Here is a 15,200-nt window from a genome sequence, read left to right as displayed (position 1 = left end):
AATTTCCCCACTTGACCCCTCCCACTTGCGGGGAGGGGGGCTGGGGTGGGGGTACCCGACGAACCGCGATACCTCATTCATCGCGAAAATTATCACCCCACCTCTAACCCCTCCCCGTCGAGGGGAGGGGGATTGACGGAGACACTGATGGCAAGAGAACTTCGGCGCGTTGCGGTGATCGGCGGTACTCGCATTCCGTTCTGCCGTTCGAACACGTTTTACGCCGACCAGTCGAACCTCGACATGATGGCGGGCGCATTGAACGGATTGGTCGACCGCTATGGCCTCAAGGGCCAGCACATCGACGAAGTCGTCGGCGGCGCGGTCGTCACGCACTCGAAGGATTTCAACCTCGCGCGCGAAGCGGTGCTCTCGACTAAGCTCGCTCCTTCGACACCTGGCGTCACGCTGATCCAGGCGTGCGGAACGTCGCTGCAATCGGCGCTGATGTCGGCGGCCAAGATCGCAACCGGCGAAATCGAAAGCGCTATTTCCGTCGGCTCCGACACGACGTCGGACGCACCGATCGTCTTCACGAAGAAATTTTCCAAACGCCTCATCGAAGCCCAGCAGGGTAAGTCGGCAATGGACAAGCTCAAGGCCTTCAAAGGCCTGGCGCCTGCCGAGCTTGCGCCGCAGCCACCCGCCGTCTCCGAGCCCCGTACGGGCTTGTCGATGGGTCAGCATTGCGAACTGATGGCGCAGGAATGGCATATTCCGCGCGCCGACCAGGATCAGCTCGCGTTCGAAAGCCACCGGAAGGGCGCCGCCGCCTACGACGAAGGCTACATGGATGACCTCGTCATTCCCTTCGCGGGCGTCTATCGCGACAATAACCTGCGCCCGGACATCACACTCGAAAAGCTCGCATCGCTGAAAAACGCCTTCGAGAAATCGGATCGCGGCACGCTGACGGCCGGTAACTCGACACCGCTGACAGACGGCGCGGCAAGCGTTCTGCTCGCGTCCGAAGAATGGGCGAAAGCGCGCAATCTGCCGATCCAGGCCTACATCACCTACGGGCAGCATGTCGCGAATAATTTCGTCGGCGGCGACGGCCTGCTCATGGCGCCGACCATTGCGGTCTCGAAGATGCTCGACCGGGCAGGCCTCACACTTCAAGATTTCGACTTCTACGAACTGCACGAAGCCTTCGCCGCGCAGGTGCTGTGCACGCTGAAGGCGTGGGAAGATCCCGTTTACTGCAAGCAGCATATGGGCAAGGACGCGCCGCTCGGCTCGATCGACCGCTCGAAGCTCAACGTCAAAGGTTCGTCGCTCGCATTTGGCCACCCGTTCGCCGCGACCGGCGCCCGGATCGTGGCCAACCTCGCTAAGCTGTTGTCGACCAAAGGCGGCCGCGGGCTCATTTCGGTCTGCACGGCTGGCGGCATGGGCGTGACGGCGATCATGGAATCCCCAATGACCATCGAGGCTCAGGCCGCCTGAGGCCCTGAACAGGACGAGTCGGGAAGACTCTCGCGCCCCGATGCGCTATGTCCCTCGCGGTTACTGGCGGCGAGGGAAGGGACGTATGGGCGCGAAAGACGATAGGCAACTCGAAGCGGCGCGCGCGCTCGTTCGCAGTCTGGCGGAGCGTCTGGACGTCGATGGCTGGGTGCGGCTGTGGGACGGCACGCGCCTGCCGCTCAGCAAAGCGCCGCAATCGAACTTCGAAATCTCGATCCGCGACCCTGGCGTGATCGGCGCGATCCTGCGCCGCCCATCGCTCGATTCCATCATTCGCCAATACGTCGAGAAGGGCATCGACTTTTCCGGCGGCACGCTCGTCGATTTCGGCAAGGGCCTACAGGACGGCCGCAAGGGCGTGAAGCTGAAGCCCGGCGAGATCGCGAGCCTCGCACTGAAACTCTCGCCGTTCCTGTTCGCGAAACCATCGGAGGCACGTGACGCACACGGCTTTGAGGGCGAAATTACCGGCAAGAACCGCAAGACCGCCGACAACAAGGCCTACATTCAATTTCACTACGACCTGTCGAACGATTTCTACGCGCTCTTTCTCGATCCCGAGATGGTCTACTCGTGCGCCTACTATACGGATTGGTCGAACGACATCGCACAGGCCCAGCACGACAAGCTGGAGATGATCTGCCGGAAGCTGCGTCTGAAGCCCGGCGACAGAATGCTCGACATCGGCGCGGGCTGGGGTGGCCTGCTGTGTCATGCCGTGCAGAACTTCGGCGTCACCGCACATGGCGTGACGCTTTCGGAAGAGCAGCTTGCGTTCGCACGTGACAAGGCCAAGCGTCTCGGCATTGCCGACCGCGTGACGTTCGAACTGTCGGACTATTCGAAGCTGACCGGCAAGTTCGACAAGATCGCCTCCATCGGCATGTACGAGCATATCGGACTTAAGAACATCCCGACGTATATGCAGAAGGTGCGCTCGCTTTTGAGCGACGACGGCCTGTTCCTCAATCATGCCATTTCGCGCCGTGCGCCGAAGCACAAGCCGGGCTTCTTCAAAGGTCGCATGCGACCGGAGAAGAAGGCCATCGCCAAATACATCTTTCCCGGCGGCGAACTGGACGACATCGGCCACTCGATCTCCGCCATGGAGCGCGCGGGCTTCGAAGTGCACGACGTCGAAGGCTGGCGGCTGCATTACGCGCGCACGTGCCAGCTCTGGTGCGAGCGCCTGACGGAAAACAAGGACCAGGCGATTCAGTACGTGGGTGAAGAGAAGTATCGTATCTGGGTCGCGTATCTCGCAGGCGTCAGCCTCGCGTTTTCGCGCGGCACGCTGCGGCTGTTCCAGACGCTCGCGTCGAAGTCAGCGAAACGCACGCCCATGCTCCCGCCAACCCGTGCGGACCTTTATCGCTAGCGCCGCGGGCTCGGTAGCTCCGCAACCAATCCATCGGGCATCCGCACGAGCGTCGGAATGCATCATCGGCCTAAACCAGGCCACCCGCGACAACGAGAATCTAACGCTCGCGCGCTTTCAGGTGCGCATCGCAACGCGCGCGGATTTCGTTGAGATCGGCCAGCGACCGCTCGATGTCGCGCCGTTTTGTCTCAAGATCGTCGATCGCGGCCGTCACCTTGTCGAGCAGCAATCGCGTCTGCGCCAATTGCGCAGGATCGGAATCGTAAAGCGACAGATATTCGCTGACGTCTTCAACAGTGAACCCGAGGTTTCGACCGCGCAGGATAAGAATAAGCCGCGCCCGGTCGCGCTTGGAATATTTCCGCGTCGTGCCGATCCGCTGCGGTGAGATCAAGCCGCGGCTCTCGTAAAAGCGGATGGTGCGCGTCGTGATTCCGAATTCCTTCGCCAGCGCCGAAATCGAATAGGCCGTGGCATCGCGCGGCTTCTCGCGTTGGGGCGCTTCGGGGCGCGCGAGCGGAGCGGTTTTGACCGTCATGCCGATTTGCCGCGCTGGGCTTCCTCGGCGGTCAACTCTTTCTTGGACAGCTTGCCGATCATGGTCTTCGGCAGGCTGTCGCGGAACTCAATAGCCGCTGGCATTTCGATCTTCGAGATTTTGGCTTTCAGGAATTCGAGCATCTCCGGTGCCGTCGCCGTCATACCGGCCTTCAATTTGACGAACGCCTTCGGCGCTTCGCCGCGGTAGGGGTCGGGAACGCCGATGACGGTCACTTCTTCGACGGCCGGGTGCGCATAAATCGCCTCCTCCACGCGCCGCGGATAAACGTTGAAGCCCGAGCAGATGATGAGATCCTTGATGCGGTCGACGATGGCGAAATAGCCGTTCTCGTCCATCACCGCGACGTCGCCGGTTCGCAAAAAGTCGCCGACGAACTGCTTCGCGGTTTCCTCCGGGCGCTTCCAGTAGCCCTTCATGACCTGCGGCCCTTTGGCGCAAAGTTCGCCGCGCTCGCCCTGCGCAACCTCTTTCGTCGGGTCATCCAGACTTCGCAGCGAAATCATGGTGCCTGGAAGCGGCATGCCGATGGAGCCCGAAACCGGCTCGCCGTCCAGCGGATTGGCCGTCAGGACCGGCGACGTCTCGGAAAGCCCGTAGCCTTCCACGACCTTTGTCGAGCCGGCCGCCATCGCCTCGAATTTGAGTTTCGTCTCAAGCGGCAGCGGTGCGCCGCCCGAAAGGCAGAATTTGAGCGACGAAAGATTGTACGATTTGATGTGCTCGAAATTGAGCATCGCCGTCAGAATCGTCGGCACGACTGGCATCATCGTCGGCTTTTCGCTGTTGATCAGCTTCAGCGTCTCGATCAGCTGGAAGCGGGGAATGAGCACGATTTTCGCTGCCAGCTCGATGCCGACCGTCATGACGACCGTCATGGCGAACACGTGAAACAGCGGCAGGGCGCCCAGCACGCACTCCTCGCCGGGCTTCAGGACCGTGCCCCAGGCCACGACCTGCTTCGTATTGGCGACGATGTTGGCGTGCGTGAGCATGGCGCCCTTGGGCGTGCCGGTCGTGCCGCCGGTGTACTGCAGAACGGCGATATCATTGTCGGGATCGATGGCAACCGACGAAAACGGAGTTCGCGTCGCGGCCAGCTCGAGGCCATCGACCACCCGCGCCGCACTTGGCGAGCGTGTGACGTTGGCGATGTCCTTGCGCTTGAAAATCCGGAACAGCACAGATTTCAGCGGCGAAAGCACGCTGGCGAACGGCACGACGACGGCGCGCGAAATGACGCTCGCCTGCAGCAAAGCCTCGATCTTGGTGAACAGCAGAGCCAGATCATGGGTAACCATGATCTCCGTCTCGCTGTCCCTGGCCTGGAACGTCAGCTCTTCGACAGTATAAAGAGGATTGAAGTTGACGACGGTTCCACCCGCTTTGAGTATCCCAAAATAATACACAATAAAAGTCGGGGTATTTGGCAGAAAAAGCCCGACTTTGGTGCCCCGTTTTACTCCGATCCGTTGCAAGCCGGCAGCCACACGGTCGACCTCGGCCGCTAGATCCGAATAGGACGTGGAGCGGCCCAGAAAGCCGATAGCGGGGTTTTGCGGATAGCGGGCAGCAGCCTCGTCCAGCAGTCCGGGCACGGTCCCCTTGGGGATTGGCATGCGCCAATCGATGCCTGCCGGGTAATGATCGACCCACCGGGGCGACATCTGGGACACAGGTGAGGTGGCTTCTGCTGTCATGGTCTGTCCGGTCACTCGATTTTATTTTATCCGGATCGCGTTGACCTTCGCTGAAGATGTCTTAAACCGTGCAGTAACCAGCAAGGGACGCGCGAATATTAGACAATTTTCGGCGGCCAACGCTAGCGCTTGATCGCTCATGTAAACACCTGTCGATGAGGCAGCGAGCGGTCGAGGTCGGCGACGAGGGGGCAAGCGCGACGGTCCGTACCTAGACTTCGCGGTTGTTTAAGGATAAGTGACCCCCCCGCTTGCTGATCAAGGGCTCTTGATTTAGTAGATGCCAAGCAAAACTGGCCCGTCGCAGGGATTGCGAGGGTGGGAGAGGCCGATGGACGAAGTCGCGACTAAGGTTATTGAAATCCTCAAGAAGCATATGAAGGAGCCGCGCGACGATATCTCGCTCGACACCCAGCTTACAGATCTCAAGATCGAGTCACTTGATCTTGCTATGATCGTTTTCGACATTGAAGATGGCTTCGGGATTGAGATCCCATACAACGCCAATGAAGAAGTCGAAGCGTTCAAGACTGTCGGCTCAGTCGTTGATCGCGTGAAGTCGTTGATTGCCGAAAAGCAGGCTTCCGCAGCCAAGGCTTGATGGCCGCGAGCGATCTTCTGTCGAAATTAAATATGTGAAGGCCGGAACCCCCTACCGGGGGTTTCCGCGCATTCGCTAGGCAAGAAAGATTGATGATGTCGAATAGTAAGCCGGGACGCCGTGTCGTCGTCACGGGTCTCGGAGTCGTAACTCCGATCGGGCAGAACGTTCCCGATTTCTGGGCTGGCATTAAGGCCGGCAAATCGGGTGTCAGTGAACTGGAAGGCTTTCCAGTCGACGATCTCAAAATTCTGATCGCCGCTCAGATCAAAGGATTCGATCCCAAGCAGCGCCTGAAGCACTTCAAGCGCGACCGGATCATCACCCTCGCTGACCGCTATTCCTGGTTCGCCGCCGCTGCTGCGGATGAAGCCGTGAAGATGGCAGGCCTCGAAATGCCGCTCGTCGATCCGTATCGCGCGGCGTGCATCATCGGTTCGGGCGCCGGCGGTCTGACGACGTTTGAGACCGCCTATCGCGATCTCTTCATTCATAACAAGCGCGCAACGCATCCGCTGACGCTTCTGCGTATCATCGGTTCGTCGGCTGCGGCCCACGTTGGCATCGAATTCGGCGTCAAAGGTCCGACATTCGCAACCTGCTCGGCCTGCTCGACGGCGACGCACGCGATCGGCATCGGTCGCGATTACATTCGTGACGGCATGGTCGACGTCGCACTCGTCGGAGCATCGGAATCCGTCATCAACTACGGCACGATGAAAGCCTGGCAGGCGCTGCACGTGCTCTCCCCCGAAGGCTGCTTCCCGTTCGCGAAGAAGCGTAACGGTACGGTTCTCGCCGATGGCGCGGGCGTTCTCGTGCTCGAAAGCCTCGAACATGCCCAGGCCCGCGGCGCGACGATCCTCGCCGAACTCTGCGGCTATGGCATGGCGTCCGACAGCCAGGACATGGTGAAGCCGACCGTCGAAGGCCCGAGCGTTGCCATGAAGGATGCGCTCGCAGATGCCGGCATCACGCCCGAGCAGATTGACTATCTGAACGCGCACGGCACAGCGACCGCCGACAACGATCTCAACGAGACGAAGGCGATCAAGAACGTCTTCGGCGATTACGCCTACAAGCTCGCCATTTCGTCGACGAAGTCGATGCACGGCCATCCGCTCGGTGCGGGCGGCGGTATCGAAGCCGTCGCGACGATCATGGCGATGCGCGAAAACTGGGCGCCGCCGACTATTGGTCTCGATGAGCCCGGCGAAGGCTGCGATCTCGACTATATCCCGAACGTCGGCCGCGAAATGAAGCTCGGCTATACGATGTCGAACTCGCTCGCGTTCGGCGGCTTGAACACCTCGCTGGTGTTCGGACCCGCGCCGAAGTGATCGCATTGCAATTCGGCCGTTGCCAAATGACGTCAGGCGCGGCCGTCTTTCGCAATCGCAATAACCACATTGCGCTGCGCAAACGGCAAATCCTGCGCGATTTTCATGCGCGCAGGACATTATGTTCGCTTTCGAGACCCGTAAAAAGCTTGATGGCGACGGTTCTCGATGAGAGACTTCCCCATTGCGGCCGTATTCTCGTCCCGGTCGCGAAGCGCTGATCGGGATTTGTGCGGTATGCGAAAGATCGTGATCCGGGCCGGGAGTGTTGCCATTCGCGCAAGGCTGCTCGACACGCCCACCGCCGAACGGATATGGGCCGCACTGCCCATCGAGTCTGCGGCGCGGACTTGGGGCGGCGAAATCTATTTCGACGCTCCGGTCAGTTCAGCAGCCGAGCCTGATGCCCGTGTCACCGTCAAAGCCGGTGACATTGTTTTTTGGCCGGAAGGCGACGCAATTTCTATCGGCTTCGGTCCAACGCCGCTATCGCGGACACGCGGTGAAATCCGTTTAGCCGGACCCTGCAATGTCTGGGCGGAAGCGCTTGATGATGTCCGTCAGCTTAAGTCGGTACATTCCGGCGTCGTCATCTCCGTCAGCGAAGCCGAATGCTGACGCCGCTATTCCTCGTGAGTTGCTGACGTGCTCCGGTCTGGTTCCGCGATTTTGCGATCGGTTGCCTGCATCGACGATCTCCGGCGCTTGGCGCACCAGCGCGTTCCGAGCGACTTCATGGGTTATTACGAATCGGGCTCGTATTCCGAAACGACGCTCGCCGCTAATCTTCGCGATCTTCAGAACATCAAGATCCGCCAGCGCGTCTTGGCGGGCGCTGCCAATCGCAATCAAATCCAGACGGTGCTCGGTGAGACGCAGCCTTTGCCGCTCGTGTTGGGGCCGGTTGGCCTCAGCGGCATGGCCTATCGTGACGGCGAGATCGCTGCGGCACGGGCCGCCGAGAAGGCTGGTATTCCCTACACGCTGAGCACGCTCTCGATCTGCTCCATTGAAGACGTGGCCGAAGCCGTGTCGAAGCCGTTCTGGTTTCAGCTCTACTTCATGAAGGATCGCGGCTTCGTCGCCGATCTCATTGCGCGTGCGCGTAAGGCGAATTGCAGCGCATTGGTTTTGACGGTCGATCTTCAGGTGCTCGGCCAACGTCATCGCGACGTGCGCAGCGGCATGACCGTTCCACCACGCATCAAGCTCAGCACGATTGGTCGCATCGCGTCGAAACCCGCCTGGATCGCGAACGTGCTGATGGGCAAGCGCAAGACCTTCGGCAACGTCGCCGGGCGCATTCCCGGCACCGAAAATCTTCTCTCCTACATGGACTGGATCAACAGCCAGTTCGACCAAGCGCTGTCGTGGGACGACGTCGCCTGGATTCGTGAGCAATGGCCCGGCAAGCTCATCATCAAAAGCATCATGGACGCCGACGATGCGCGGATGGCCGTCAAAAGCGGTGCGTCGGCGATCGTCGTTTCCAACCACGGTGGCCGCCAGCTCGATGGCGCGGCCTCGTCGATCTCGATGTTGCCGCGCATCATCGATGCCGTCGGCGACGACGTGGAAGTGCATTTCGATGGCGGCATTCGCTCCGGCCAGGACGTGTTCCGCGCCCTCGCTCTTGGTGCTCGCGCATGTTGGCTGGGCCGCAGCTATCTTTATGGGCTTTGCGCGGCAGGCGAAACAGGTGTGACCAAAGCTATTGATCTCATCGCCAAGGAACTCGATGTCACGATGGCGCTTGCGGGTGTTCGCACCATCGACCAGATCTCGCGTGATTGTCTCGAAAACTGATTGACCGTCATTCCAGGCGCTGCAGGTTGCGCAGCACGGGAAAGAGCTTCATCCAGACCAGCGCCACCGCAATCGTACCGAGCCCGCCGAGAACGGCCGCGGGGACCGCGCCGAGCAAAGCCGCCGTCATTCCGCTCTCGAATTCACCCAGCTGGTTCGAGGCGTTGATGAACAGGAAGTTTACCGCACCCACGCGCCCGCGCATGTCGTCGGGTGTTGCCAGCTGCACCAGCGACACGCGAATGACGACGCTGATCGTATCGGCCGCACCCATCACGGCGAGGGCGAGAACCGATAGCCAAACCTCCTTCGAAAGCGCGAACACGACGGTCGCAATCCCGAACACGATCACAGCTTGGAACATGCGCATACCGACGTGCTTTGTAATCGCATAGTGCGCCAGAATGCCGGTCATCATTAATGCGCCGACGGCCTGCGCACCGCGCAGCATGCCGAGGCCCCACGGTCCGGTGTGCAGGATGTCGCGCGCATAAATCGGCAGCAATGCCGACGCGCCGCCCAGTAACACCGCGAAGAGATCGAGCGAGATCGTGCCAAGGATCGCCGGATTGTTTCTGACGAAATGCGCCCCAGCAAACAGCGCGCCGGCGGTCGGCGATTCGCGCGGCGCGACCGGCCGGTCGAGTACGATGGCGCCATTAAGCACTGACGCAACAATCCAGAACACGGTCATGATGACGTAAGGCACGGCAGGCGAAATGCCATAGGCGAGGCCGCCGATTGCGGGGCCGCTGATCGCCGCGAACTGAAAAACGCCGGTCGAGAGCGCCGTCGCCTTCTGCAGTAAGCCGTTCGGCGCAACGCCCGGAAGCAGCGCCGCCGTCGCTGGACTTTCGAATGCGCCCGCGACGCCGAACACGGCGACAGCCACGAAGATCTGCGGCACCGTAATCCAGCCCTGGTAGCTGCCCCAAGCCAGAAAAACCGCCGCCGTCGCCTCGACGATCTGGCAAAGCTGAATGACGCGCTTGCGGTCGTACCGGTCGGAAGCGTGCCCGGCCACGAACACCAGAATGGCCGTCGGCAGGAACTGCACGAGGCCGACCATGCCGAGGTCGAATGCGCTGCTCGTCAGCGCATAGACCTGCCAGCCGACCGCAACGGTCAAAATCTGCGAAGCGAATTTCGAAAAACCGCGCCCCCACAGGAAGTACTGCAGCGGCGAATGGCGCCAAAGCGTTTGCGGTTCGGTTTGCGAGGATTGCGTGTCCATCAGGCGGCGGGTGCCGTCTCCTTAAAGCGGATTGCCGCTGTTTGCCCAAACCGAAACGCGCGAGCCATCGCCGACGTTTCGGAGCCGCTTCTGGAAGGCAAATACGGCCGATTTGTTGAGGTATCAAATGGGCGTGGGCGGATTGTATTTATCCAAATCTTCTATGGGCTTGCGTGGCGAACATGCACCAAAGACTCAATAATCCACAGTCTCCCGCACCGAGCCTTAGAGCAATGTGCCGAATCGGCTAACTGAACATAGGTCAGGAGCGTCTGGACGTCGATGCGCCCGACAATTGGAATACCGAAATTGGAATGATGACGCAGATGGCAGATCGGACAAGTGGCGCCTCTTTCTCTCGGACGCCGCGCCTGCCGCGGTCCCTGTCACTCCCCGCTGCCGCAGTTGTGCCCTTCCTCACGCTGGCAATGCTGCCCGCGACTGCTTCTGCGCAGAACCTCATCCAAAACCCAGGCTTCGAAGACCTCGCGTCTCCACCGTATATGGTTCCTTCTCCATGGGTGGTCGAAAGCGGCCTCGTCGATATTTGGCCTGACGGCCAGGATGGTATCCGGGCTCACAGCGGCAGCTATTTCGCCAATCCTTGGAGCGGTGGCGGCGTCCTCACGCAGGATGTCTCCCTGACCAAAAGCGGCAAATACCAGTTCCAGTTCTATTATGCGGTCCAGGCGGGCCAGACGTGGGCACTGACAGCCAAGGTTGACGGTATTACGGTCTTCACAAAATCGGACATCACCAACACGACGATGGAAAGCGCGACGTCAGTGGTGAAACTGAATGCCGGTTCAGTTCAGGTGTTGTTCGACGCTGTAGCCATTAGTGGTTACGAATTCGCCATCGACGATGTGAGTCTGATCTACCTCGGACCGGATGCGCTGTCTTTCGCATCCCTCAACCGCAATCAGACCGCCATCGTCACCTCTATCAATTCGGCGATGGAAGCGGGTGCAGTTCCGGCGGTTACCGATGCATTGGCGAGCGCGCCGGATCAGCAATCGCTGGCCGTCGCCCTCAATCAATTGTCGCCTGAGATCTATAACTACGGCCTGATCGAAACGCTCTACGGCAGCCAGCAGTTCGCCAACGATCTGATGAGCTGCAAGGTCGCCGGGCAGCAGGGCGTGTCAATCGCGCGCGAAGGCCAGTGTCTGTGGGTCCGTGCCCGTGCGCGCTTCTCCGATTTCGACCGCACATCCGAAGACATCGGCGCGCATGCGACGACGGGCTCGTTCTCTGCAGGCGGTCAGATTGCACTCGCGCCGGATTGGCGGCTCGGTTTCGCTGCCGGCTACGATAGCGTTTCCCTTTCGAGCGGTGTCGCAACGAGCGAAGGCGACCGCGCCAACGTCGGCGGCATCATCAAATACAATCCTGGCCAGTGGCTGTTTGCAGCGGGCGTTACGGGCGGCTGGAGCACTTATGACACCGACCGTACCATGCTGTTCGGTGACTTCAGCAGCGCGGCGCATTCCAAAAACGATATCAACTACGTGTCGGGCCAGTTGCACGCTGGCTATTCTTTCCAACACGACAACTATTATGTGAAGCCGCTGGTCGATGCAGCGATCACCAATGTCTCGCTCAATGGCTTCACGGAAAATGACGGCAGCGGAGCGGCGCTGGCGGTTGCTGGAAAAAGCGATACGGTTGTCAGCGTGTCGCCGGGCATCGAATTCGGCAGCGAGAAGAACGTCCACGATTTCGTAACGATCCGTCCGTTCGTAAGGGCCGGTCTGACGTGGCAGGACACGGATCAGTTTCTTCTCAGCGCCAATTTTGCCGACGCGCCAGACGTTGCTGGCTTCACGACGGCCACCAAGCTCGATACACTCTTTGCGGATGTGAGCGCTGGCGTTGATCTCATCAATATGCACGGCGCAACGCTGAGCCTGCAGTACGACGGCCATTACGCCGAAGATACGAGCCTCAGCAGCATCAGCGTCAAAGGCAGTGCGCGGTTTTAAGCGCACTGCCTTCAATGTCCTGACGCTCAATGCCTCCGCTCAAGCAGGCGTGAAGCCGTACTTTTCGAAAATCTTCAGTGCTGAAGGTGAGTGGATAAAGTCGAGCCACATCTTGGCCGCTTCCGGGTGGGCGGCGCCCTTGACCATCGCTCCGGCGTAAGTCGCAGTTGTGTTCTGATCCGCCGGAATGACGACGTTCGTAATCGGGTTTCCGACCTGCTCCTGGAACATCGCTTCCGACAGCCACGTCACTCCGGCATCGACGTGACCCTGCATCAGGAACAGTGGCGTCTGCCGGTGATGGATGTGCGTTAAAATCGTGCCGCCGTCGGCGACCTTCGTTTCGTAGACTTCCTTTTCGAGCGCCTCGCCGCCAGCTTTTTTCAGAGACGCCTTGATCTGCCGCGCCACGCCCTCGAATTCCGGGTTCGGCATTGCAATACGCAGGCCGGCCCGGCCGAGATCCGCAAGCCCAGAGACGTGTCCAGGATTGTCCTTGGGGACCATGATCGTCAGCGTGTTCTTGACGTAAGGAACCGGAGGACCCGCCAGCGTGCCGTCATCGACGAGCCGCTTGACGGCAACAAGTCCGGCGAAATACGCATCCGGTTTTGCAGTCCACGTCATGTTTCCCGAGGTTACGACGCCGTGCGCCTTGATTTGATGCACGAGAAGCCCCGGCGGCAGCGTCTCCCAATAGATCCGGCCTTTGAATTCCGGATGCGCTTTCTCGAACTCATCCACCAGTGGCGCCATGGCGAAGAAGTAGTTGCCGCCGACGTAGAGCACGAGCTTGGGATCGGTGACGCTGCCGTGGAAATCAGCAAGGTTATCGACCTGCGGTACGGTGAATTCGAAGCCGCGGTCGGTCGCGTCGTTGTTGAAGCCGTGCTGCCAAGGCGGGAAAATATTCGGCGCGTTTTGCTCGGCGCTCTGTGCTGAAATTGCTCCCAGAGTCACTGTTCCGGCGATGGCCGCGCCGAAAACCGCTTTAACGATGGAATTAGCGCGCATAGTGGAACCCCGCCTGCTGCAGTTCAGGAAGTGTCGCGACGGCGCCGGGAATCAGAACCACGCCGGGGATCAGATGGTTCGTTAGCTCGGCTGCGAGCGCATCGACTTCAAGCTTGTCGGGATTGACGCCTTTTTCGTGCAGCTTGGTCGCCTGCTCCCAGATGGCGTTGTGGCACGACATGAAAACGGCGCCGCGCCTTTGCAGGGCCGGGATCGAGTTGTTCAGCGGGGAGAACACGCCCGTCGGGCTTTCATAGTCGGCAGGATTGGCGGACGCTGCAGGCTTATCGACGATCAGTGTATTCTTCTCGAAGCCTTTGCCGACGATCTTCGCAAACTGATATTTGTCCCACATCGCCTGATCGTAGAGCGCGTAATGCGCCGAGCCGTGCGTTGCTGAAACGACCAGAAAATCCGGATGCTTGAATGACCAGATCTGCGCATTGATGGAATTGCGCATCACATTGAGCCAAGGGCCTGCGATGTCCGTCACGTCCCAGGCCTGCTTGGTGACGGGCTTGTAGGCGAGGACTTCCTTCAGAGCCTCGTCATCCCATTGATCGGAATGATCGAGAATCATCGGCACGGTTTTGAAGTCACGGCGGCGCGGTGTTTTGGCGAGCCTGTCGGTGAGGTCTGCGAGAGCCGACGCGCCCGCTGGAATGTCATGGGCTGCAGCGGCGTCGGCTTCGCGTGTGAAGCCTCCGACTGAGGCCGCAGCTAGCGCCAGGCCGAATGCCTGTAACGCCTGTCGTCTGCCGGTCATGGTCATTTTCAACTCCGGGTCTTCATGTGAGGCCACTCGGAGCGCGAACGCGCCGAAGGGCTGGGGGAGCTAGTGCTTCGCGTCGTCCTTGAGCTTTTTGTCGGCGTCGATGATCGGCCCGAACGGCCCAAGCTTGTGCTCGCTCTCCGGCAGATCGTCCGCATAAGGCCCATATGGCGTGTCGATAGGCTTCTGCAGCCGGTTCGGGAAGTCGCGACCGAGATGCGCTTTTTGCGGCCGAGGTTGCGTGTCGATGTAGGCGGCGACGTCCCACGCATCCTCAGGCTTCAGCGTTGGATTTTTCCACGTCGTACCCGCCGGCATATTGTTGTGAATGAAGTTGGCGGCGTCGATCAGCCTGTCCATGCCGGCGCCGTCGTTGTAGCTGTCAGGCCCCCAGAGCGGCGGGAAGATATAGCCCTTTGCATCGCCGACTTTGCCGACGCGCTGGCCCAGGCCGTCGGCGCCGTGACAAGCGGCGCACATGTTCGCGTAGATCGTCTTGCCGCGGACGGGATCGGCGGCGCGATTGAGTTCGGGCATAGCGCCGGTGCCGCGCCCGAACGTTTTTGCGCCAACCGGAATGCCATCTGACAAAAACCTCAGATAGGAGAGCATGGCGATCATTTCCGGTCCGTCCTCGGGAAGAGCTTTGCCGTTCATGCTGCGCTGCATACAGCCTTGAATGCGATCTTCCATCGAGCCGACGCTGCCCGACCGCTTTCGATAATTCGGAAAATCGGCATAAACGCCGACCAGTGCCAATCCGAACTGCTTAGTGCCGGCATTGATATGGCAGCTTTGGCAATTGAGGTTGTTGCCGGCGAAACGGTGCGCCGGATCTTTGACTTCGGGGCCGATTAGCGAGGATGTTTTGGCGATGAGATCGCGACCATAACGTACGGTGCGGCCCCAATCATTATCCGGCAGCTTGTCGATGTCCGGTACGACCCAAGGCGTTTGATGGTCCTTGGTTGGCGCAGGCGCCGCGCTGTCGGCGCGGCACATCTGCGATGTCGATAGAGCGATGAGCACCGCTACGAGGCCCAAAACTGCGTTGCTGGAACGGGGCATGTCGAAAAGTCCCAAAATGGCCATTGGAGTGAGCACCAACCGTGAGAGATGACACCTGCGCTGTCAGAAAGATCGGCGATTATTCCGCCGTATTCCAATTCGAAGTGATGATTGTTTTAAATTAACGATCAGATTAATCGCCAGCCGTGCAGACCAATTGAAACCACGGCCGCTCAGCATCTGCCGCCCGCGCTGAACTGAGCGTGACACCATGAGGTGTCGGTGCGGCGCAACTCTATTGTTCGATTTTCTTCGTGGCGGCCGGTTGGT

At 60.1% G+C, this 15,200-nt stretch carries 13 protein-coding genes; 7 read left to right on the top strand and 6 right to left on the bottom strand.

Features of this window, described 5'->3' with window-relative positions; translation table 11 throughout:
* Positions 1-147 precede the first annotated feature (147 nt).
* Together HYPMC_RS10115 and HYPMC_RS10110 are read left to right on the top strand one after the other, a co-directional pair.
* On the top strand, positions 148-1,449 hold the full coding sequence (locus HYPMC_RS10115; protein WP_024275892.1) for an acetyl-CoA C-acetyltransferase: 1,302 nt from the start codon (positions 148-150) through the stop codon (positions 1,447-1,449).
* Between the two features lie 85 nt (positions 1,450-1,534).
* Positions 1,535-2,848 (top strand): cyclopropane-fatty-acyl-phospholipid synthase family protein, encoded by a 1,314-nt coding sequence (locus tag HYPMC_RS10110; RefSeq protein WP_013947816.1) that lies wholly within the window; start codon positions 1,535-1,537, stop codon positions 2,846-2,848.
* 100 nt (positions 2,849-2,948) lie between these two features.
* Here HYPMC_RS10110 and HYPMC_RS10105 read toward each other — a convergent pair whose 3' ends face one another.
* A complete protein-coding gene (locus tag HYPMC_RS10105; protein ID WP_013947815.1) occupies positions 2,949-3,389 on the bottom strand; it encodes a MerR family DNA-binding transcriptional regulator in 441 nt (146 codons plus the stop codon).
* Complete coding sequence (locus HYPMC_RS10100; protein WP_013947814.1) at positions 3,386-5,110, bottom strand: long-chain fatty acid--CoA ligase; 1,725 nt, start codon at positions 5,108-5,110, stop codon at positions 3,386-3,388. The genes HYPMC_RS10105 and HYPMC_RS10100 overlap by 4 nt, the downstream gene beginning before the upstream one ends.
* A 331-nt stretch (positions 5,111-5,441) precedes the next feature.
* Between HYPMC_RS10100 and HYPMC_RS10095 the strand changes: the two genes are divergently transcribed.
* The 4 genes from HYPMC_RS10095 to HYPMC_RS10075 all read left to right on the top strand — a co-directional run bounded on the left by HYPMC_RS10095 (position 5,442) and on the right by HYPMC_RS10075 (position 8,857).
* Positions 5,442-5,711, top strand: a complete 270-nt coding sequence (locus HYPMC_RS10095) for an acyl carrier protein (RefSeq protein ID WP_013947813.1) — start codon at positions 5,442-5,444, stop codon at positions 5,709-5,711.
* Positions 5,712-5,803: 92 nt separating this feature from the next.
* Positions 5,804-7,051 (top strand): beta-ketoacyl synthase, encoded by a 1,248-nt coding sequence (locus HYPMC_RS10090; protein WP_013947812.1) that lies wholly within the window; start codon positions 5,804-5,806, stop codon positions 7,049-7,051.
* Positions 7,052-7,288: 237 nt separating this feature from the next.
* Positions 7,289-7,669, top strand: coding sequence for a cyclophilin-like fold protein (locus HYPMC_RS10080; RefSeq protein WP_013947810.1), 381 nt, complete (start codon positions 7,289-7,291; stop codon positions 7,667-7,669).
* A gap of 51 nt (positions 7,670-7,720) precedes the next feature.
* On the top strand, positions 7,721-8,857 hold the full coding sequence (locus HYPMC_RS10075; RefSeq protein ID WP_024275889.1) for an alpha-hydroxy acid oxidase: 1,137 nt from the start codon (positions 7,721-7,723) through the stop codon (positions 8,855-8,857).
* 7 nt (positions 8,858-8,864) lie between these two features.
* Here the strand turns inward: HYPMC_RS10075 and HYPMC_RS10070 are convergent, their stop codons facing one another.
* The gene (locus HYPMC_RS10070) at positions 8,865-10,091 is read right to left on the bottom strand and encodes an MFS transporter (RefSeq protein WP_013947808.1); all 1,227 of its coding nucleotides are present in this window, start codon (positions 10,089-10,091) and stop codon (positions 8,865-8,867) included.
* 326 nt (positions 10,092-10,417) lie between these two features.
* Here HYPMC_RS10070 and HYPMC_RS10065 point away from each other — a divergent pair, with 326 nt between their 5' ends.
* Entirely contained in the window at positions 10,418-12,076 is a 1,659-nt protein-coding gene (locus tag HYPMC_RS10065) for an autotransporter domain-containing protein (RefSeq protein ID WP_157135424.1), read from the top strand.
* 39 nt (positions 12,077-12,115) lie between these two features.
* Here the strand turns inward: HYPMC_RS10065 and HYPMC_RS10060 are convergent, their stop codons facing one another.
* The 3 genes from HYPMC_RS10060 to HYPMC_RS10050 form a co-directional block, all read right to left on the bottom strand.
* A complete protein-coding gene (locus tag HYPMC_RS10060) occupies positions 12,116-13,090 on the bottom strand; it encodes a substrate-binding domain-containing protein (protein WP_013947806.1) in 975 nt (324 codons plus the stop codon).
* On the bottom strand, positions 13,080-13,856 hold the full coding sequence (locus HYPMC_RS10055) for a transcriptional initiation protein Tat (RefSeq protein WP_244421016.1): 777 nt from the start codon (positions 13,854-13,856) through the stop codon (positions 13,080-13,082). The genes HYPMC_RS10060 and HYPMC_RS10055 overlap by 11 nt, the downstream gene beginning before the upstream one ends.
* Before the next feature lie 69 nt (positions 13,857-13,925).
* Entirely contained in the window at positions 13,926-14,930 is a 1,005-nt protein-coding gene (locus HYPMC_RS10050) for a c-type cytochrome (RefSeq protein ID WP_371199584.1), read from the bottom strand.
* Positions 14,931-15,200 lie beyond the last annotated feature (270 nt).

Origin of the sequence: Hyphomicrobium sp. MC1, assembly GCF_000253295.1 — a bacterium.
In the GTDB taxonomy this organism is placed as follows: Bacteria; Pseudomonadota; Alphaproteobacteria; order Rhizobiales; family Hyphomicrobiaceae; genus Hyphomicrobium_B.
This window is presented reverse-complemented; position numbering and strand designations above follow the sequence as displayed.

Coding starts and splice junctions, on each gene's coding strand:
- HYPMC_RS10115 (WP_024275892.1), top strand. CDS start 148: ATGGCAAGAGAACTTCGGCGCGTTGCGGTGATCGGCGGTACTCGCATT.
- HYPMC_RS10065 (WP_157135424.1), top strand. CDS start 10,418: ATGGCAGATCGGACAAGTGGCGCCTCTTTCTCTCGGACGCCGCGCCTG.
- HYPMC_RS10095 (WP_013947813.1), top strand. CDS start 5,442: ATGGACGAAGTCGCGACTAAGGTTATTGAAATCCTCAAGAAGCATATG.
- HYPMC_RS10070 (WP_013947808.1), bottom strand. CDS start 10,091: ATGGACACGCAATCCTCGCAAACCGAACCGCAAACGCTTTGGCGCCAT.
- HYPMC_RS10110 (WP_013947816.1), top strand. CDS start 1,535: ATGGGCGCGAAAGACGATAGGCAACTCGAAGCGGCGCGCGCGCTCGTT.
- HYPMC_RS10080 (WP_013947810.1), top strand. CDS start 7,289: ATGCGAAAGATCGTGATCCGGGCCGGGAGTGTTGCCATTCGCGCAAGG.
- HYPMC_RS10100 (WP_013947814.1), bottom strand. CDS start 5,110: ATGACAGCAGAAGCCACCTCACCTGTGTCCCAGATGTCGCCCCGGTGG.
- HYPMC_RS10050 (WP_371199584.1), bottom strand. CDS start 14,930: ATGCCCCGTTCCAGCAACGCAGTTTTGGGCCTCGTAGCGGTGCTCATC.
- HYPMC_RS10060 (WP_013947806.1), bottom strand. CDS start 13,090: ATGCGCGCTAATTCCATCGTTAAAGCGGTTTTCGGCGCGGCCATCGCC.
- HYPMC_RS10105 (WP_013947815.1), bottom strand. CDS start 3,389: ATGACGGTCAAAACCGCTCCGCTCGCGCGCCCCGAAGCGCCCCAACGC.
- HYPMC_RS10090 (WP_013947812.1), top strand. CDS start 5,804: ATGATGTCGAATAGTAAGCCGGGACGCCGTGTCGTCGTCACGGGTCTC.
- HYPMC_RS10055 (WP_244421016.1), bottom strand. CDS start 13,856: ATGACCGGCAGACGACAGGCGTTACAGGCATTCGGCCTGGCGCTAGCT.